The 14,506-nt window shown below is 55.9% G+C and carries 19 protein-coding genes; 7 read left to right on the plus strand and 12 right to left on the minus strand.

What is annotated here, in order from left to right:
* Positions 1–27: 27 nt before the first annotated feature.
* Entirely contained in the window at positions 28–324 is a 297-nt protein-coding gene (locus C4J83_RS08075) for a PilZ domain-containing protein (protein ID WP_106576914.1), read from the minus strand.
* Between the two features lie 276 nt (positions 325–600).
* On the opposite strand from C4J83_RS08075, the gene rssB reads away from it, so the two are divergent.
* Together rssB and rssC are read left to right on the plus strand one after the other, a co-directional pair.
* A complete protein-coding gene (rssB, locus tag C4J83_RS08085; RefSeq protein WP_064451404.1) occupies positions 601–1,782 on the plus strand; it encodes a two-component system response regulator RssB in 1,182 nt (393 codons plus the stop codon).
* Entirely contained in the window at positions 1,782–2,264 is a 483-nt protein-coding gene (gene rssC, locus C4J83_RS08090) for an anti-sigma factor antagonist RssC (RefSeq protein WP_003172602.1), read from the plus strand. Before rssB ends, rssC begins: the two co-directional genes overlap by 1 nt.
* 202 nt (positions 2,265–2,466) lie before the next feature.
* On the opposite strand, the gene tal is transcribed toward rssC, so the two are convergent.
* Positions 2,467–3,393 (minus strand): transaldolase, encoded by a 927-nt coding sequence (gene tal / locus C4J83_RS08095; RefSeq protein ID WP_106576911.1) that lies wholly within the window; start codon positions 3,391–3,393, stop codon positions 2,467–2,469.
* Positions 3,394–3,728: 335 nt separating this feature from the next.
* Positions 3,729–4,739, minus strand: coding sequence for a tRNA dihydrouridine(20/20a) synthase DusA (dusA, locus tag C4J83_RS08100; protein ID WP_124416726.1), 1,011 nt, complete (start codon positions 4,737–4,739; stop codon positions 3,729–3,731).
* A 103-nt stretch (positions 4,740–4,842) separates the two neighbouring features.
* On the opposite strand from dusA, the gene C4J83_RS08105 reads away from it, so the two are divergent.
* Entirely contained in the window at positions 4,843–5,994 is a 1,152-nt protein-coding gene (locus C4J83_RS08105; protein ID WP_124416727.1) for a site-specific integrase, read from the plus strand.
* On the opposite strand, the gene C4J83_RS08110 is transcribed toward C4J83_RS08105, so the two are convergent.
* The 9 genes from C4J83_RS08110 to C4J83_RS08155 all read right to left on the minus strand — a co-directional run bounded on the left by C4J83_RS08110 (position 5,969) and on the right by C4J83_RS08155 (position 11,761).
* The gene (locus C4J83_RS08110) at positions 5,969–6,244 is read right to left on the minus strand and encodes a pyocin activator PrtN family protein (protein WP_124416728.1); all 276 of its coding nucleotides are present in this window, start codon (positions 6,242–6,244) and stop codon (positions 5,969–5,971) included. The two genes, C4J83_RS08105 and C4J83_RS08110, sit on opposite strands and share 26 nt — an antisense overlap.
* 265 nt (positions 6,245–6,509) lie before the next feature.
* Positions 6,510–6,770 (minus strand): hypothetical protein, encoded by a 261-nt coding sequence (locus C4J83_RS08120; RefSeq protein WP_124416730.1) that lies wholly within the window; start codon positions 6,768–6,770, stop codon positions 6,510–6,512.
* A 58-nt stretch (positions 6,771–6,828) separates the two neighbouring features.
* Positions 6,829–7,140, minus strand: a complete 312-nt coding sequence (locus C4J83_RS08125) for a hypothetical protein (RefSeq protein WP_124416731.1) — start codon at positions 7,138–7,140, stop codon at positions 6,829–6,831.
* A 62-nt stretch (positions 7,141–7,202) separates the two neighbouring features.
* Positions 7,203–10,001, minus strand: coding sequence for a toprim domain-containing protein (locus C4J83_RS08130; RefSeq protein WP_177416170.1), 2,799 nt, complete (start codon positions 9,999–10,001; stop codon positions 7,203–7,205).
* An 11-nt stretch (positions 10,002–10,012) separates the two neighbouring features.
* Positions 10,013–10,258 carry a hypothetical protein gene (locus C4J83_RS08135; protein ID WP_124416733.1) on the minus strand — a complete coding sequence of 82 codons (246 nt, stop codon included), beginning with the start codon at positions 10,256–10,258 and terminating at the stop codon, positions 10,013–10,015.
* Between the two features lie 70 nt (positions 10,259–10,328).
* Positions 10,329–10,703, minus strand: coding sequence for a hypothetical protein (locus tag C4J83_RS08140; protein ID WP_124416734.1), 375 nt, complete (start codon positions 10,701–10,703; stop codon positions 10,329–10,331).
* Entirely contained in the window at positions 10,700–11,002 is a 303-nt protein-coding gene (locus C4J83_RS08145) for an ogr/Delta-like zinc finger family protein (RefSeq protein ID WP_057704571.1), read from the minus strand. The genes C4J83_RS08140 and C4J83_RS08145 overlap by 4 nt, the downstream gene beginning before the upstream one ends.
* On the minus strand, positions 10,999–11,472 hold the full coding sequence (locus C4J83_RS08150; protein WP_014717543.1) for a YmfL family putative regulatory protein: 474 nt from the start codon (positions 11,470–11,472) through the stop codon (positions 10,999–11,001). The genes C4J83_RS08145 and C4J83_RS08150 overlap by 4 nt, the downstream gene beginning before the upstream one ends.
* A 40-nt stretch (positions 11,473–11,512) precedes the next feature.
* Entirely contained in the window at positions 11,513–11,761 is a 249-nt protein-coding gene (locus tag C4J83_RS08155; protein WP_044483570.1) for a helix-turn-helix domain-containing protein, read from the minus strand.
* 38 nt (positions 11,762–11,799) lie between these two features.
* Here C4J83_RS08155 and C4J83_RS08160 point away from each other — a divergent pair, with 38 nt between their 5' ends.
* From C4J83_RS08160 to C4J83_RS08175, 4 genes are all read left to right on the plus strand, one after another.
* On the plus strand, positions 11,800–12,270 hold the full coding sequence (locus tag C4J83_RS08160; RefSeq protein ID WP_124416735.1) for a helix-turn-helix domain-containing protein: 471 nt from the start codon (positions 11,800–11,802) through the stop codon (positions 12,268–12,270).
* A gap of 116 nt (positions 12,271–12,386) precedes the next feature.
* A complete protein-coding gene (locus tag C4J83_RS08165; protein ID WP_124416736.1) occupies positions 12,387–12,827 on the plus strand; it encodes a hypothetical protein in 441 nt (146 codons plus the stop codon).
* Between the two features lie 41 nt (positions 12,828–12,868).
* Entirely contained in the window at positions 12,869–13,960 is a 1,092-nt protein-coding gene (locus C4J83_RS08170) for a hypothetical protein (RefSeq protein WP_124416737.1), read from the plus strand.
* The gene (locus C4J83_RS08175; protein WP_124416738.1) at positions 13,957–14,502 is read left to right on the plus strand and encodes a hypothetical protein; all 546 of its coding nucleotides are present in this window, start codon (positions 13,957–13,959) and stop codon (positions 14,500–14,502) included. Before C4J83_RS08170 ends, C4J83_RS08175 begins: the two co-directional genes overlap by 4 nt.
* Positions 14,503–14,506: the final 4 nt, after the last annotated feature.

Here is a 14,506-nt window from a genome sequence, read left to right on the forward strand (position 1 = left end):
AGTGGTCGCCTTTTTTGTGCGCGGCTTTTAGTGCATTTTCAGGATCTTGAGGCCCAGGTGCTGGCGCTCGCCCTCGTTTTTGGCCCACACCACTTCGGTATCTGCCTCCAGGCCCGCGAGGGCGGCGTGCTCCGAGTCAATGCGCACGGTCAACGGGTCGCCCACCTGAAACTGGCGGGGTGCTTGAACCTGCATGCCGGAGCTGGAGAGGTCCACGCAGACCCCGGCAATCTCCTGTCCGGCGTGGATCAGCGACACATCGGCATCCACTCGCATGCGGATGAAATCGCGTTTTTCGGCGTAGTCGCGCTCGTGTTCGCTCACGGGTTCCATCCTTACTTTGTGTTGTGGTCGTGGGTGTTCTTATAACTCCCGGTGATTTGCGGTGTAAAGACGCCCGGCGACCATCGGCATGAGCTTGAAACCCCTGACGGATGGGAGTACCGTCTGCGCCTTAGAAGGGCACCTCTGCTTTACCGTTGTGCATGGGCGAAATCCCAATGCTTTGTAGGACAGAGTGGCTAGAAAGCGAATCCAGTACGTGAGCCCGGCCATTGCCGAGCCGCCTACGCCAACCTAATTCTGGCGCCGTTTGCCCACATGCAAAAAACCAGTGCCACGCTGCTGATAATCGATGACGACGAAGTAGTGCGCGCGAGCCTCGCGGCCTATTTGGAAGACAGTGGCTTCAGCGTCCTGCAGGCCAGCAATGGCCAACAGGGTCTCCAGGTATTCGAGCGCGACAAGCCCGACCTTGTGATCTGCGACCTGCGCATGCCCCAGATGGGCGGCCTCGAGCTGATTCGACAGGTGACTGAGCTCGCCCCGCAGACGCCGGTGATTGTCGTGTCCGGTGCCGGCGTGATGAACGATGCCGTCGAGGCCCTGCGCCTGGGCGCCGCCGATTACCTGATCAAGCCCCTGGAAGACCTGGCCGTGCTGGAGCACTCGGTGCGCCGCGCACTGGACCGTGCCCGCCTGCTGCTCGAAAACCAGCGCTACCGCGAAAAGCTCGAAACCGCCAACCGCGAACTCGAAGCCAGCCTCAACCTGCTTCAGGAAGACCAGAACGCCGGTCGCCAGGTGCAGATGAACATGCTGCCGGTGAGCCCCTGGACCATTGATGAGTTCAAGTTCGCGCACCAGATCATCCCGTCGCTGTACCTGTCGGGTGATTTTGTCGACTATTTCCGTGTGGATGAGCGGCGTGTGGCGTTCTACCTGGCCGACGTTTCCGGCCACGGTGCATCCTCAGCTTTTGTCACCGTGTTGTTGAAGTTCATGACCACACGGCTGTTGTTCGAATCCAAGCGCAATGGCACCTTGCCGGAGTTCACCCCCTCCGAGGTGCTGGGCCACATCAACCGAGGCCTGATCAGCTGCAAGCTGGGCAAGCACGTAACGATGGTCGGCGGCGTTATAGATGAAGAAACCGGTCTTTTGACCTACAGCATCGGCGGTCACCTGCCGATGCCGGTTTTATACACTCCAGACAGTGTGCGTTACCTGGAAGGCCGTGGTCTGCCGGTGGGCTTGTTCAATGAAGCCACCTACGAAGACCACATCCTGGAACTGCCGCCGACCTTCAGCCTGACGCTGATGTCCGACGGCATCCTGGACCTGCTTCCAGAGCCTACACTCAAAGAGAAAGAAGCCGCCTTGCCTGAAAAGGTCAAGTCGGCGGGCGGCAGCCTGGATGGCCTGCGGCAGGTTTTTGGATTGGCCACGCTAGGGGAGATGCCGGATGATATCGCCCTATTGGTGTTGAGCAGGAATCTTTGATGAGTACCGGAAGAATCCAATTCGCCGAGCAAGACGGGACCTTCGTCCTGAAGTTTGTCGGTGAAGTGCGCCTGACCTTGTGTTCGGCGCTGGATGCAACGATTGAGCGGATTTTCACTGCCCTGAATTTCTCGGCGATCGTGATCGATCTGACCGAAACCCGCAGCATCGACAGCACCACCCTGGGCCTGCTGGCCAAGTTGTCCATTCTGTCTCGGCAGAAGGTCGGCCTGTTGCCGACTGTGGTCACCACCCACGAAGACATCACCCGGCTGCTGCAGTCCATGGGCTTCGACCAGGTGTTCAACATCGTTGACCGCCCGATCCCGTGCCCGGAATGCCTGACCGACCTGCCGTCGCAAGACCAGTCTGAAGAAGTGGTACGGGTCAAGGTGCTCGAAGCGCACAAGATCCTGATGGGCCTGAACGAGTCCAACCGCGAAGCCTTCCATGACCTCGTGAACGCCCTGGAACGCCACTAACTCCCAGAGTTGATACCCAATCCAAATGTGGGAGCTGGCTTGCCTGCGATAGCGGTGTGTCAGCCACCTATTCATTACTGACCCACCGCTATCGCAGGCAAGCCAGCTCCCACAGTTTGAACTGTGACCGGCTTGAGACCAGCGAAAGGCACAAAAAAGGGCGGCACCCGTGAGGGTGCCGCCCTTTTTGCTACCGCCGCTTTTACAGCTTGGCAGTCAACAGCGCCTCAAGCTTCTCCTGGTCCCGAGCAAACTGACGAATCCCCTCGGCCAGCTTCTCAGTCGCCATGGCATCCTCGTTGGACTCCCAACGGAACTGCGCTTCAGTCAAATGCACCCGCGCTTCACCGGCGTGGCCTGGCGCCAACTTGCGCTCCAGCTTGCCTTCATCGGCCGCCAGCTTCTCCAGCAGGTCCGGGCTGATGGTCAGGCGATCACAGCCGGCCAGTTCTTCAATCTGGCTCAGGTTACGGAAGCTCGCACCCATCACCACGGTTTTGTAGCCATTGGCCTTGTAGTAGTTGTAGATGCGCGTCACCGACTGCACGCCCGGATCATCGGAACCGGTGTAGTCGTTACCGTTGGCCTTCTTGTACCAGTCGTAGATACGGCCCACGAACGGCGAAATCAGGAACACGCCAGCCTCGGCACAGGCGACGGCCTGGGCAAACGAGAACAGCAGCGTCAGGTTGGTTTGAATGCCTTCTTTTTCCAGCTTCTCCGCCGCGCGGATGCCTTCCCAGGTGGAGGCGATCTTGATCAGCACACGGTCACGGCTGACGCCGGCTTTGTCGTACAGGTCGATCAGACGGTGCGCACGCTTGAGAATGGCGGCTTCGTCGAACGACAGGCGCGCATCCACCTCAGTGGAAATACGGCCCGGCACGACTTTCAGAATCTCTTGACCTACCGCCACCGCAAAACGGTCGCTGGCCAGGCCCACGTCGCCGTTGCAGTCCTTCACGCACTCATCCAGCAGCTTGGCATAGCCTGGGATCGAAGCGGCCTTGAGCAGCAGGGAAGGGTTGGTAGTGGCGTCTTGCGGCTTGAGCTTGGCGAGGGTGGAAAAGTCGCCGGTATCGGCTACAACGGTGGTGAATTGCTTGAGTTGTTCCAGCTTGGAAGTCATGGGCGTGCTCTGTCCTGTGGGTCTGATGACATTACCCGAGCGCCGGCAGGCGCTCAAGGGCGCAAATGCGTTCGATCGTTTGCGAGGGCAACAACCTGAAAACAGCCGTTTGAATCACCGGCCGTACTGCTAACTAGGAGACCAAAACCGCCGACAGGTTCAACCCAACTGCCCGATGACCACCCCGGTCAAAAGGTAGGAGCTGGCTTGCCTGCGATAACGCCCGCCCAGCCACCAAACATCCCCCTGACACCCATCACCCAAAACTGTGGGAGCGGGCTTGCTCGCGAAAGCGGCCTGTCAGCCCCAAATAACCCCCTGACACCCAAAAACCATCACCGCCCCTCCAACAATTCCCCCGCCTGATCCAACAACGCCAACGGATCACTCGCCTTATGAATATCCACCGACAACATCTGCCGAAACTTACGCGCCCCAGGGAAACCCGTCCCCAATCCCAACACATGCCGAGTAATGTGATGCATCACCCCACCACTGGCCAAATGCTCCGCAATATAAGGCCGCAACAGCGCCAACGCCTCCGCCCGACCAACCACCGGCGCCGTACTCCCAAACAACTGCTGATCCACTTCCGCCAGCAAATACGGGTTGTGATAAGCCTCCCGCCCCAACATCACCCCATCAAACACCTGCAAATGCGCCTGGCACTGCTCCAGCGTCTTAATCCCACCGTTCAGCACAATCTCCAACTCCGGGAAATCCTGCTTCAACTGCGCCGCCACGTCATAGCGCAACGGCGGAATATCGCGATTCTCCTTCGGCGACAACCCCTCCAGAATCGCAATCCGCGCATGCACCGTAAAACTGGTGCACCCGGCATCCCTCACCGTCCCGACGAAGTCACACAACTCGGCATAACTGTCCCGCCCATTGATCCCGATACGATGCTTCACCGTCACCGGAATCGACACCGCATCCCGCATCGCCTTCACGCAATCCGCCACTAGGGCAGGGTGCGCCATCAGGATCGCGCCGATCATATTGTTCTGCACCCGATCACTCGGGCAGCCGACGTTCAAGTTCACTTCATCGTAACCGGCAGCCTCAGCCATACGCGCGCAGGCGGCCAGGTCCGCGGGGACGCTGCCGCCCAGCTGCAGTGCAAGCGGATGCTCGGCTTCGTTGTGGCGCAGGAAGCGGTCGTGGTCGCCGTGCAGGATCGCGCCGGTGGTGACCATCTCGGTGTAGAGCAGGGCGTGCTTGGAGAGCAGGCGCAGGAAGAACCGGCAGTGGCGGTCGGTCCAGTCCATCATGGGCGCAACGCTAAAGCGCCGAGACAGCGCGGGGCTTGATTCTGTGGGGCTAAAGCTCTGTTTATCTAGCATTTTCTTCAACGTGTTCTGGGCGGTATTTCGGGCGTTTTCAGGCGTTTTTGAGGGCTCAGTGGTACGATGTACCACTTCAAAACTGACGCGTACCACTTTCCTTATGGCGACTATCAGGGCAAGAAAACTGGCGGATGGGACGGTGAGCTACACGGCTCAGATCCGCATCAAGCGCGACGGAGTGCAAGTCTACCAAGAGAGCCAGACCTTCGCCCGAAAACAGGCCGCCCAGGCCTGGGCGCGTAAGCGCGGGGCAGAGCTGGATGAACCAGGTGCGATTGAGCGAACGAGCCGCAAGGGTGTCACTGTCAAAGAGATGATCGACCAATACCTGCTGGAGGTAGGGAAGGCCCGGCCGTTGGGCAAAACCAAGAAGGGCACTCTCACCGCCATCGGCGAAACGGACTTTGGCAAGTTGAACGATACCGATATTAACACTCAGTGCCTGGTCGACTTCGCTCTCTGGAGAATGAGCCGAGAGGGTGGTGGGGTTCAGCCGCAAACAGCCGGCAACGACTTGGCGCATCTCGGTGCTGTTCTGTCGATCGCCAAAGACGCATGGGGCTACCAGGTCGATCCGCTGGCTATGGGAGGCGCCCGTCGAGTGCTGCGCAAGCTGGGCTATAACTTGAAAAGCCGGGAGCGTGATCGCCGGCCGACGTTGGACGAGCTGGGAAAGGTGCTGAAGCACTACCAAGACATGCAGGTGAGACGCCCGACAGTCACCAATATGTTGAAGGTCGTGGGCTTTGCTCTGTTCTCCACGCGTCGCCTGGATGAAATAACCCGTATTCGCTGGGCGGACCTCGACGAGGCTGGCCAGCGGGTGCTGGTGCGTGACATGAAAAACCCCGGGCAGAAGATCGGCAACGACGTTTGGTGTTATTTGCCGGACGAGGCGTGGCACATCCTTCAGACAATGCCCAAGGCAGGCGACGACATCTTCCCCTACAGCCCTGAATCAATCTCTACATCCTGGGCGAAAGCGTGCAGGTTCCTAGAAATTGCGGATCTGCACTTCCATGACCTACGCCATGAAGGCATCAGCCGCCTGTTTGAAATGGACTGGGACATCCCACGTGTGGCGAGCGTATCCGGCCATCGGGATTGGAACTCGATGCGGCGATACACCCACCTGCGCGGCAAGGGTGACCGATATGTGGGCTGGGAATGGCATGAAAAGATATTGAGGGCGCCCGTCCAACTGGGCGCCGCATCAATGAAATGGCTCAAAAGGCGTGTTTTAACCCGTTGAGCTGGTTGTGCTCTTTAACTGCGGCCGCGCGCTGCAGGTCCAGGTACGCGGCCAGGTCGGTGAGGTGAATGCCCTTGGCCGACTTCTGGCTCGGCTCCAGGCGGGTGATGGGCAGCTTGATCTGACCGCTCATCACTTTGCGCTGGAACATCTCCGGCGTCAGATGCGTGAAATAATCCCGACACACCAACTCCAGCGAGATAATCGCCTGGCCCTCGTATTGGGCCATCAGGATAAACGCTGTATTCATGATGAATCCCTCACATCCAAAACGATTGATGGATGAATGCCGGTTGAGCCTTATGCTCTGCGGGTTTCGCTCCATCACCCTGTATCTCGCAAACGAACCTGTGTCGTTCCCGGTTGGGCGCAGTCAACGCCTCTGTAAGTCGCGGCAGGACCTCAATGCATTGTTCGTAGGCGTAAGGGCCATCCCAGCTATCGGCTTTCACCACCTGGCAATTCGTCCGGGTCGCATCCGTGCATAGGTAAAGTAGAAGGGACACGATCATCCGCTAACCTCCCATGAGCATGCATGTAAGCGCGTTGGGCTGGCCGTCGGGAGTCAGCTTGTCGAGCGGTTTGGTGATGGTGGAACCGGTCGTTGCACGCACGGTGGCAACGTTTCCATCGATCTCTACGATCACGCCCGTACACGCGCTGAGACGGTATTCCCGGCCTCCACCAGTCATAGCGACGTAGCAGACCTTGTCGCCGACAGCGAGCGGTGTTGTGGTAGCCTCTGCGGTGCCGCCTTGGGGTTGATTCACTTGCATGGTGCTTCTCCTTTGGGTGGTCGGTGTCGAGGGGTTGCAGCCCCTCGGCACCACCTTCTTACTGGCATTCGCCGATTGGGTTTTGCTTGCGCACCAGGTGCAGCAGCAGGTTTTCAAAGTCGACAACCTCATCAGTTGCTGACTGCCAATCCAGGACTGCCTGGATCTGTTCCCGGCTGCACTCAAGTACCAGGATTTCTTTGTCGCTGACCGCGCGGACCTCAAGGGTCGCGACCAGGCCGGCCGGGTCGTAGGCTTCGGCGTGAACAATTTTCCCCGACTCGTTAAACCAGGCCTTCAGCTCCTTCAAGTGCCGAAGGCGGTTGGTCTCCCCCTGTTGGCCGTCGCCGGTGATGACTTGTACGTGCATGGTGCTTCTCCTTTGGGTGGTGACAGACGTTGCAGCGCCTGACGGGTAAAGCTGTTGATGTGTCAGGCCTGGAAGTGCCAGCACTTGACGATGGGTTGCTTGGTTATTACCGCGTTGGTTTTACTGGCCTGGTGAGCCCGTACCGCGCTGTCAGTCGCCTTGTTGATGTCGAGCAGCTTCCGCGAGCGGGAGTCTTTCAAGCGTTCGCGCAGCTCGCTGACGTCGGCGATTTTTTGCCGGTTCTCTGCCGCGCATTTCACGAAGTCGTTGAGATTGATGGCGATGACGTGGTCTTTCTTGCTGTGGTTGACCACCGGGCCATCGGCGTCGAGGCCTTCCAGGTATTCGTAAACTTCCCAGAATTCAGCCACCACCGGATGGTCGGAGCTGATCGAGGCCTGACGTTCAATTGCCATGCGGATGATCTGCGAGCGGGTGTGCTCGACCTGTGCGTCGGTGAGCGGCACCACCATGCAAAGGCAGTCCAGCAGGGTGAGCATTTGGGCGTGGTTCTTGTTGATCCGCTCCACCCGGATGTAGCCGCGCAGCTTGTTGCCGCAATGGCTACATTCGCTGTGCTCGCCTTTAAATGGGGTGTCGCAGGCAAAGCAGTGGGAGTGCAGATTGCGTAACTTCGCCTCGTAGCCCGCTATCCGCTGGCTGAACAGCTCCATCACCTCCAGCTCTTTACGCACGGCCTGCAACACAAAGTTGCTGAGTCTCGAACCTTCCAGCGCATTGAGCCGATCTGCCGCCGCACGGCTTTCAGCGGTGACGTTCGGTCGCACAAAGTGCAGCTTTACGATCCGGGTCATGATCGCCTCTGACGCCACCACAGGGGCGTTCTGGCTGATGGCGATGGTGCCCCGAAACGGTGGTTCGTAGGTTTCGTTACCGGCGGTTTTTACACCCTTGGTCGCCAGGGTGCCGCCGCCGTAGTAATCCTTGAGTTCGTCCCATTCGAAGGTTTTGGCGTGAGACTTGTCGTCGCCGCTGCGGTCTGATTCCAGCAGCACGATGGGCATGCCGGATACCTGGCCCATCAAGCGGCTGCGGCCGGCCTTGGTGGATTTGGACGGGTCGAACCCTTCGTATCCGTCGCGGCCTGCGAGTTTCCACAGCAGAGTTAGCAGCGTGGTCTTGCCGGCGCCGGCCTCACCTGTGGCCTCAAGGAAAGGAAACGACTGATACCGGCTGCGGATCTGTTCGGCGAACAGCGAGCCAAACCAGAAGGTCAACGCCACGATGCCCTGGGCACCAAAGCACTGCCACAGAAGCCCTAGCCACTGGTCATCGTATTTTTTGCCATCCTTTTCCAGATCGATCTTCACACCCTTTTGCAGAGTCTTGAGCTTCAACTTGCCCATCTCAAAAAACTCTTCCTCGTTGATGTGGATCACCTGGCCTTCGCGGATGGCGACGTCGTTGAACACGTAGCAGTGGTATTCCTTGCTGTAGCCCACGTAGTCGATGGTCTGAACGGTCTTGATGCCAAAAAGCTGGTCTTTCATGAGTTTGTCCAATTGCTGTCCACTGCCGGTGAACACGGCTCCGGCACCCATGCCGAGAAGTCTTTTTTTGAATTCGCTAGCGGCGGCGACCTGGCCGCCGGTGAAGGTGTTTTTCACGGAACCGCCGTCGTGAGGGAAGTCCACGCGGAAGAAGTACCAGGACTCGTCGGTAATCTCGTTGCGCTGGAAATAGAGGGCTTTGGGGTAACAGTTGGCGATCTCGACGACGCAGCCGGCGACGTTCAGCGCCTTCTCCCGAAGCTGCTTTTCGCTGAGTGTTTGGGCTTCGTGGCCGTCGCTCTTTTCAAGGGCCTGTTTGGCGCTGTTGTATTTCGCCAGGTCCAATTTCCACCAGTACAGGCGGGAGTCGAAACAGAAGTGAAATTCCTCCCGTTCGCGCCACTGGTACATCAGCAACGCCTTATCGCTGGCACTTTCTGCGATCAGCAGGGCACCCTGATGGCGGGCTTCTTTCAGGTCCGTTTCTATGCGATCAGCACGGACTTTTTCATCGTCGATAAATGCCCAGCGTTGATGCAGATCGTTCCAGTCAACCTTGCGGGCGTCAGGCTGTGATATCTGGGCTGCGTCGCAGGTAAAGCCAAGTTCACGGGCACGGTTGACCCACATACGGGTGTACTTGTGAGCGCCTGGCTCGTTGTCCAGAGCCCAAACCAACTTGGGTGTTTTGCCGCCGCGAGCGGCGATCAGCGCCCTCAGTGACTCCTCTGGAAAGGCGTTTGAGGAAAGGGCAGCAACCGCAGAGATACCGTTTTGAATGAGCGCGATAGCGTCGAAGATGCCTTCAACGATCCACAGCTCTTCCACTTCAAGTAGATCCAGGCACGGCGGGCACCACCAGTGCCCTCTGTAACTCTTGAGAGGTTGGAAGCGGGCCTTCTTCTTACCGAAGCGCGACGGTTGATCAATCAAGCGCTCCCAGTACCCACCGTGCTCCAGCGGAAAGCGCACGGTGGCAGAGCCAATATTCAGGTCGCGATCAAAGTAGCTTTCCTGGGTGTACCAGCCCTCTATCAGCTCAACGCGGAAACCTCGGGCAAACGTCAGGTACGCTTTTGCGCTGGCGGCAGGCTCGTCACGGGTGGCCGGTGCACGCTTGCTCCAGTCGTCGAACAGATCCGGGTAAAGCTCTTTGGTGGGAGCCATGTACCGGCAATTTTTTTCGCGGCCACAGCGGATGAACCAGGGTTCATCGTGGCGCGAAAACAACCGTTTCTGATTGCACTGTGGGCAGGTGCCCTTGCGCATGTAGTGCGTGCCTTTCATGTGCTGAAGGCCGTAATCAGACTCCAGGCGCTGAAGCACATCAGCGCGGATCTTGTCTTCCATGGGCTTGCGAATCACTGCACATGCTCCGCGACCGTAACAACGAGCTGTTTTTTCAGCTCGCTGCGCGTCTTGCAGATGCCTGCCAGGTAGGGCAAGTCCTCAAGCACCTTTGGCGCTCGCTGACCAGTTGGCACATTCCGGTAGCGGTCGGAGTACCAAATATCAGCCATCGTGACTTCGTACTGACTGGTCAACCACAACAGGTAGTGCTGCGCCTGTAGTTCGTCCAGCTCCAGTTTTATGGTGATTTTGCTCATTTCGGCCACCAGTAAGTTGCAAATTTCCCCTACCCACGCGGTGCGGGCATCAAACAGGGAGGGTTTTGGATTAGTGCGGGATGTTGCGAGTCAGCAGCAGGCGTGTAGGAAGCAGGCGTGCTGAAATGGGGTGTCGCTGTTGCGTGCAGTTATCGAGCAGCCAGATCACCGGACGGAACGGGCCGCTGGTGGGATAGATGCCCAGCCAGGCAATACGCTTGCACGTCATGCTTTCGAACTCAGCCACTGCCAGCTCTGCGATGCGTTGCACCAGGTGCGTGGGCACTTCAAGCGACAGGGTCAAGTACCTGGTGCAGTTCTCTAAGAGCTGGCTGTCACCGGCAAGATGCTCACAACGGCGCCGGTATAGATACGCCACGGCTGCTTGCTGCATCGCGGCGCGGTAGTCGGTAGCGGGGTTGGTAGTCAGGGCGACGGTGTTCATACAGTTGCGGCCTCCATATCCAGTTGGTCCAACAGGTCGGGTTGATCGTTTTTTGCCGTGAGGTTCTGTCGAGCAAGGAGGCGCACTTTGGTGGGCGCCATGGGCAGAACGGTAAGGGGGCGCTCGATGCCTGATGGGCTCAGCTGGTATTCCCAAACCAAAGAGCCGGAAAACGTGGCGCCGCACAGCAGGTTGGTGCATTCCGAGTACATCGAACGGAAGCAAGGGGTCTGCCCCTCGGAGGTCCGGATGCGCATCGAGCTGCCGCAGCAGGGACAGACCAGCTTGTAGGTGCTCAATGCTTTGGCCCCCGGCTATGCAGCAGAATCGTTGCCAGAACTTCAGAGTGACGGGCCGCCATGTAATGGCTGTGAGCGCGCAAAATCGCCTCGGCTTCGTCCCGTTCAATGACGCCGTCGTCCAATGCCTTCGCAATGATCTGGTCGACCACACCGCGCTTGGCTGCAGCACGTACTGAGCGGTTGTAGAGGTCTACGTTGTCCAATGTTTCAGGCTTGGCGAGGGGGACGAACATGCCGCCGTACATCGCCGCGATGTATTCCGGCAGGTAGGTGGTGCCCATGTCCTGCTCTAACAGATGAATCTGTTCATCGCTCAGAGGCCGACTGCCGGCGTTTTCGTAGATATGGTTATCGAACTTCTTGAGTTCGTATCCAAGGCGGGCTGCAGCGCATTCACGGCCACCTTCGTAGTCGTTGATCACTGCACTCATGACTTGGCGCTTGGTCGCTAGAACTGGGCGTTTCATCTTCTGGTTTCTCCCTGGAGTCATCGCCCCTACAGTCGTTTCATACAGCCGGTGCTGAGTTTTGCTCGGCGCTTTCCGCGAGGATTCCCGGCAATATTTCTTTGCCGATCATCCGAGACAGGTCTCGTAGGATTTGGAACGTCAACCTGCCGCGGGGCAGCTTGTTGTTTCCCGCCCAACGCTGAACCACTTGCGTCACTGTGCGCACCTCGTAGCCATGGCTTAGGGCGAACTGCCGGAAGTTACTGCCGCGCTCGATCAGTCGTGCTTGGATCTGACGCTTTTCCATGGCTTGGCTCATGGTTCGAGTGTTCCTAGTTGGTTAAGATGTACCTGTTTGTTCGCAGTATACGCACCAAAACGGGTGCGTCAATTGGAATTCATGAAAAAATGAGTATAGCCGCTCGTCTGCGCAGCGTAATCGATGACAGAGGCATGTCTATAAAGGAGGCCTCAGAGGTAGTGGGTATCCCTTACAGGACGCTTCAGAACTACCTATTGGGCGAGCGTGAGCCCAATGCAAAAGCGATGGCGGCTATTCGCACCCATTTGGGTATAAGTCTGGATTGGTTGCTGACTGGCGAAGGATCTATGTGTCTGGGTGTTTCGGCTGAACCATTGGAAACGCAAACCGTTAATCAGCAGGAGGAGGCCATCCTTGAGCTGTTCCGCTCGCTTGGAGAGGCCGGGAAGCGGGAGATACAAAGCGCTGCTGAGGAAAAGAAACGCTTAATGGATGTCGAGCAGCGCCTCAAGGATTTGACTGAAGCTCTTGCCGATACTAAACGGCCAGCATAATCTGTACCCATTAAGAACGGATCAATCATGCAAGGACGCCGATGATCCGCCCCATTGAAGCTCAAGCACAGGGCTAATGGGGTGCCACGACCTCAGGTGACATAGGGATGTGATCCATGCTCAAAGCGATGCTAGGGACTACCTGCCTGCTCCTTACTTTTATGTCGACTTCTTCGGCTGATGTCAGTCAGGTGAGAGAGTTAGCAATCGTAAAGGCAGTCGATGCTCCCGTCTTCAGAAAAGCCCGAGAGGAAGATGCACCAGGGTGCATGACTACCCGTTATACGTTTGGTGACGAAATTATTGCGATGAAGCTGGAATTTAAGTGTGACCGCATTAACGTCGCCTGGAATACCTCCATGGAGCCTCAAAATTCTCTGCGCAGCCGTCACGCCTCCCATCTTGCTCAGCGAGCTGTCGTGGCGTTAACGCAGGGCAATGGAATAGAAGTCGAAAGAGTTATGGATGGTGGGAAGTATAAAGGTCGCACTTATTCAAATAATTTATTACTGAGCGGTTCTTGCTTTACTAATATGTGTTTGCTGACTTTTAATTAAGTGAATTCGGTCTTGCATTGTTTTTTATACAGGGGAGTAAAATGGTAGCCAAGACTAAGTCTATTCACTATAAAAGTGTATTTATTACGGGGGAGGTTAATCTCCAGGTTTCGCTACAAACTGCGCTTAGTAAAACTGGCGGCGCAGCGAAACCAAGTCAGCGTCAACAACAAATCAATGGGAATGACACAGCCGTTATTTTTGTTAATAAGTTCGGCGATAGCAATGGGATGACGTTTGGTCAGCTTGTTTTTTTAGAGTCGGGAAAGCAGCAGCCGTTCATTACCGTTGATGATGATGCAGATTTTTATTCCATTGGTGCATTGGCGTCTGATCTCATTCCTGATGAATCTAAGTCGAAAGATGATGAGCCTGTTGCAGTTGTTGATAAGGCAGCTGTGGCAAAAAAAAGACGTGAGTTTTTGGAATCTATTCTCTATTTCGGTGTAATAGATAATCACATGATTGTGATGCAGTCGACTGCGCTAAAGAGTCGTGAATTAGAAGCTCATTTGGCATGGTTGTTGGGGACTTGCACTGGCACTATTCCAGCCAACACTATGTTGGTTTTGAAAGATAAGCCGGCTGAGTCCGTTTACAAAAAAATGCAAGCGCTTCCGGTTAAAAGTATCAAGCTTGGGGCTCCGCTAACAACAGAAATCCATACTGACCCATCTGAACCTAAGAAAGCAGAAGTTGTTAGAACAGAGACTGAAGAGACTCATGCTAGTAAAGTCAGGTTTGTTCCTCATGGTATGGCAGCATCAATTCTAAAAGCCGCCTTGCCTGAAGGGTTTTTGGAAAGATTAGACCTTGAAGATTCCTTGGACGAGGCGAATATCCATGTGGCTCTTGAAATAACCTATCTCAGAAAAACCACGAAAATTGGACAGAAGGTTATTGACTCTGTCGCTACCAGCTTACGACACACTCCAGAATCTGACGTCGTGATCAACCTTCAGGGCGGTGGAAAGATAAAAGGAGACGAGTTGAAACTTTCAGGTAGCATTAATGTCAAGTATATGGATAATGGGCTTATTGATGAGAGCGTGTTGTATCATGAAATGCATAAGTGGCTAGTATCAAAAATATCTTCCACCGAAATTGATTCAACTTTAGAGAGTGTAGAGTGAATAGGTCAAAGAGTAATGTAGGTGCATCAAGTTTGTGGCTGATAACAATGTTGGCCATATGCTTGTGCTCTGCATATTTTTTGGGGCTTGTTGGGAAATTTGTTCCGCAAGATAAGCCTGTTATGCCATTGGTGATAATGGGGCTGATCTTAGCCCCTGTGACATTCGTAACTCAGCTAATTTTCAAATTCAATGACATGAAGAAGCTGAAGGGTATCAACCGTGAGGAAAAACGTCGATTGGAATCGATTGTTGATGCAAAAGTCTTGAGGTTGATACTTATAGATCTTTTTTTCGTTTTGTCCACGACTGTTGTTGGTGTGCTCTTTTATGTTGCGCCTTTCGTGCCTGAGTTGAACCTTATCACTTGGACGCTGAGGGCTGCGGGCTTTTTGTTAGCTGCCGCTGTCTTCACGTTTATAAATGTACTTTTGGGTACAAGAAAAATATCTGACTTTGAGGCGAAAATATCTAATCGTGCTTTAGAGCGGAAACATAAAGCCGCACTGCTAAAACGTCTCAAAGAAGATGCTAAGCTCTAAGTCT

The organism is Pseudomonas sp. LBUM920 (assembly GCF_003852315.1).
Taxonomy (GTDB): Bacteria; Pseudomonadota; Gammaproteobacteria; order Pseudomonadales; family Pseudomonadaceae; genus Aquipseudomonas.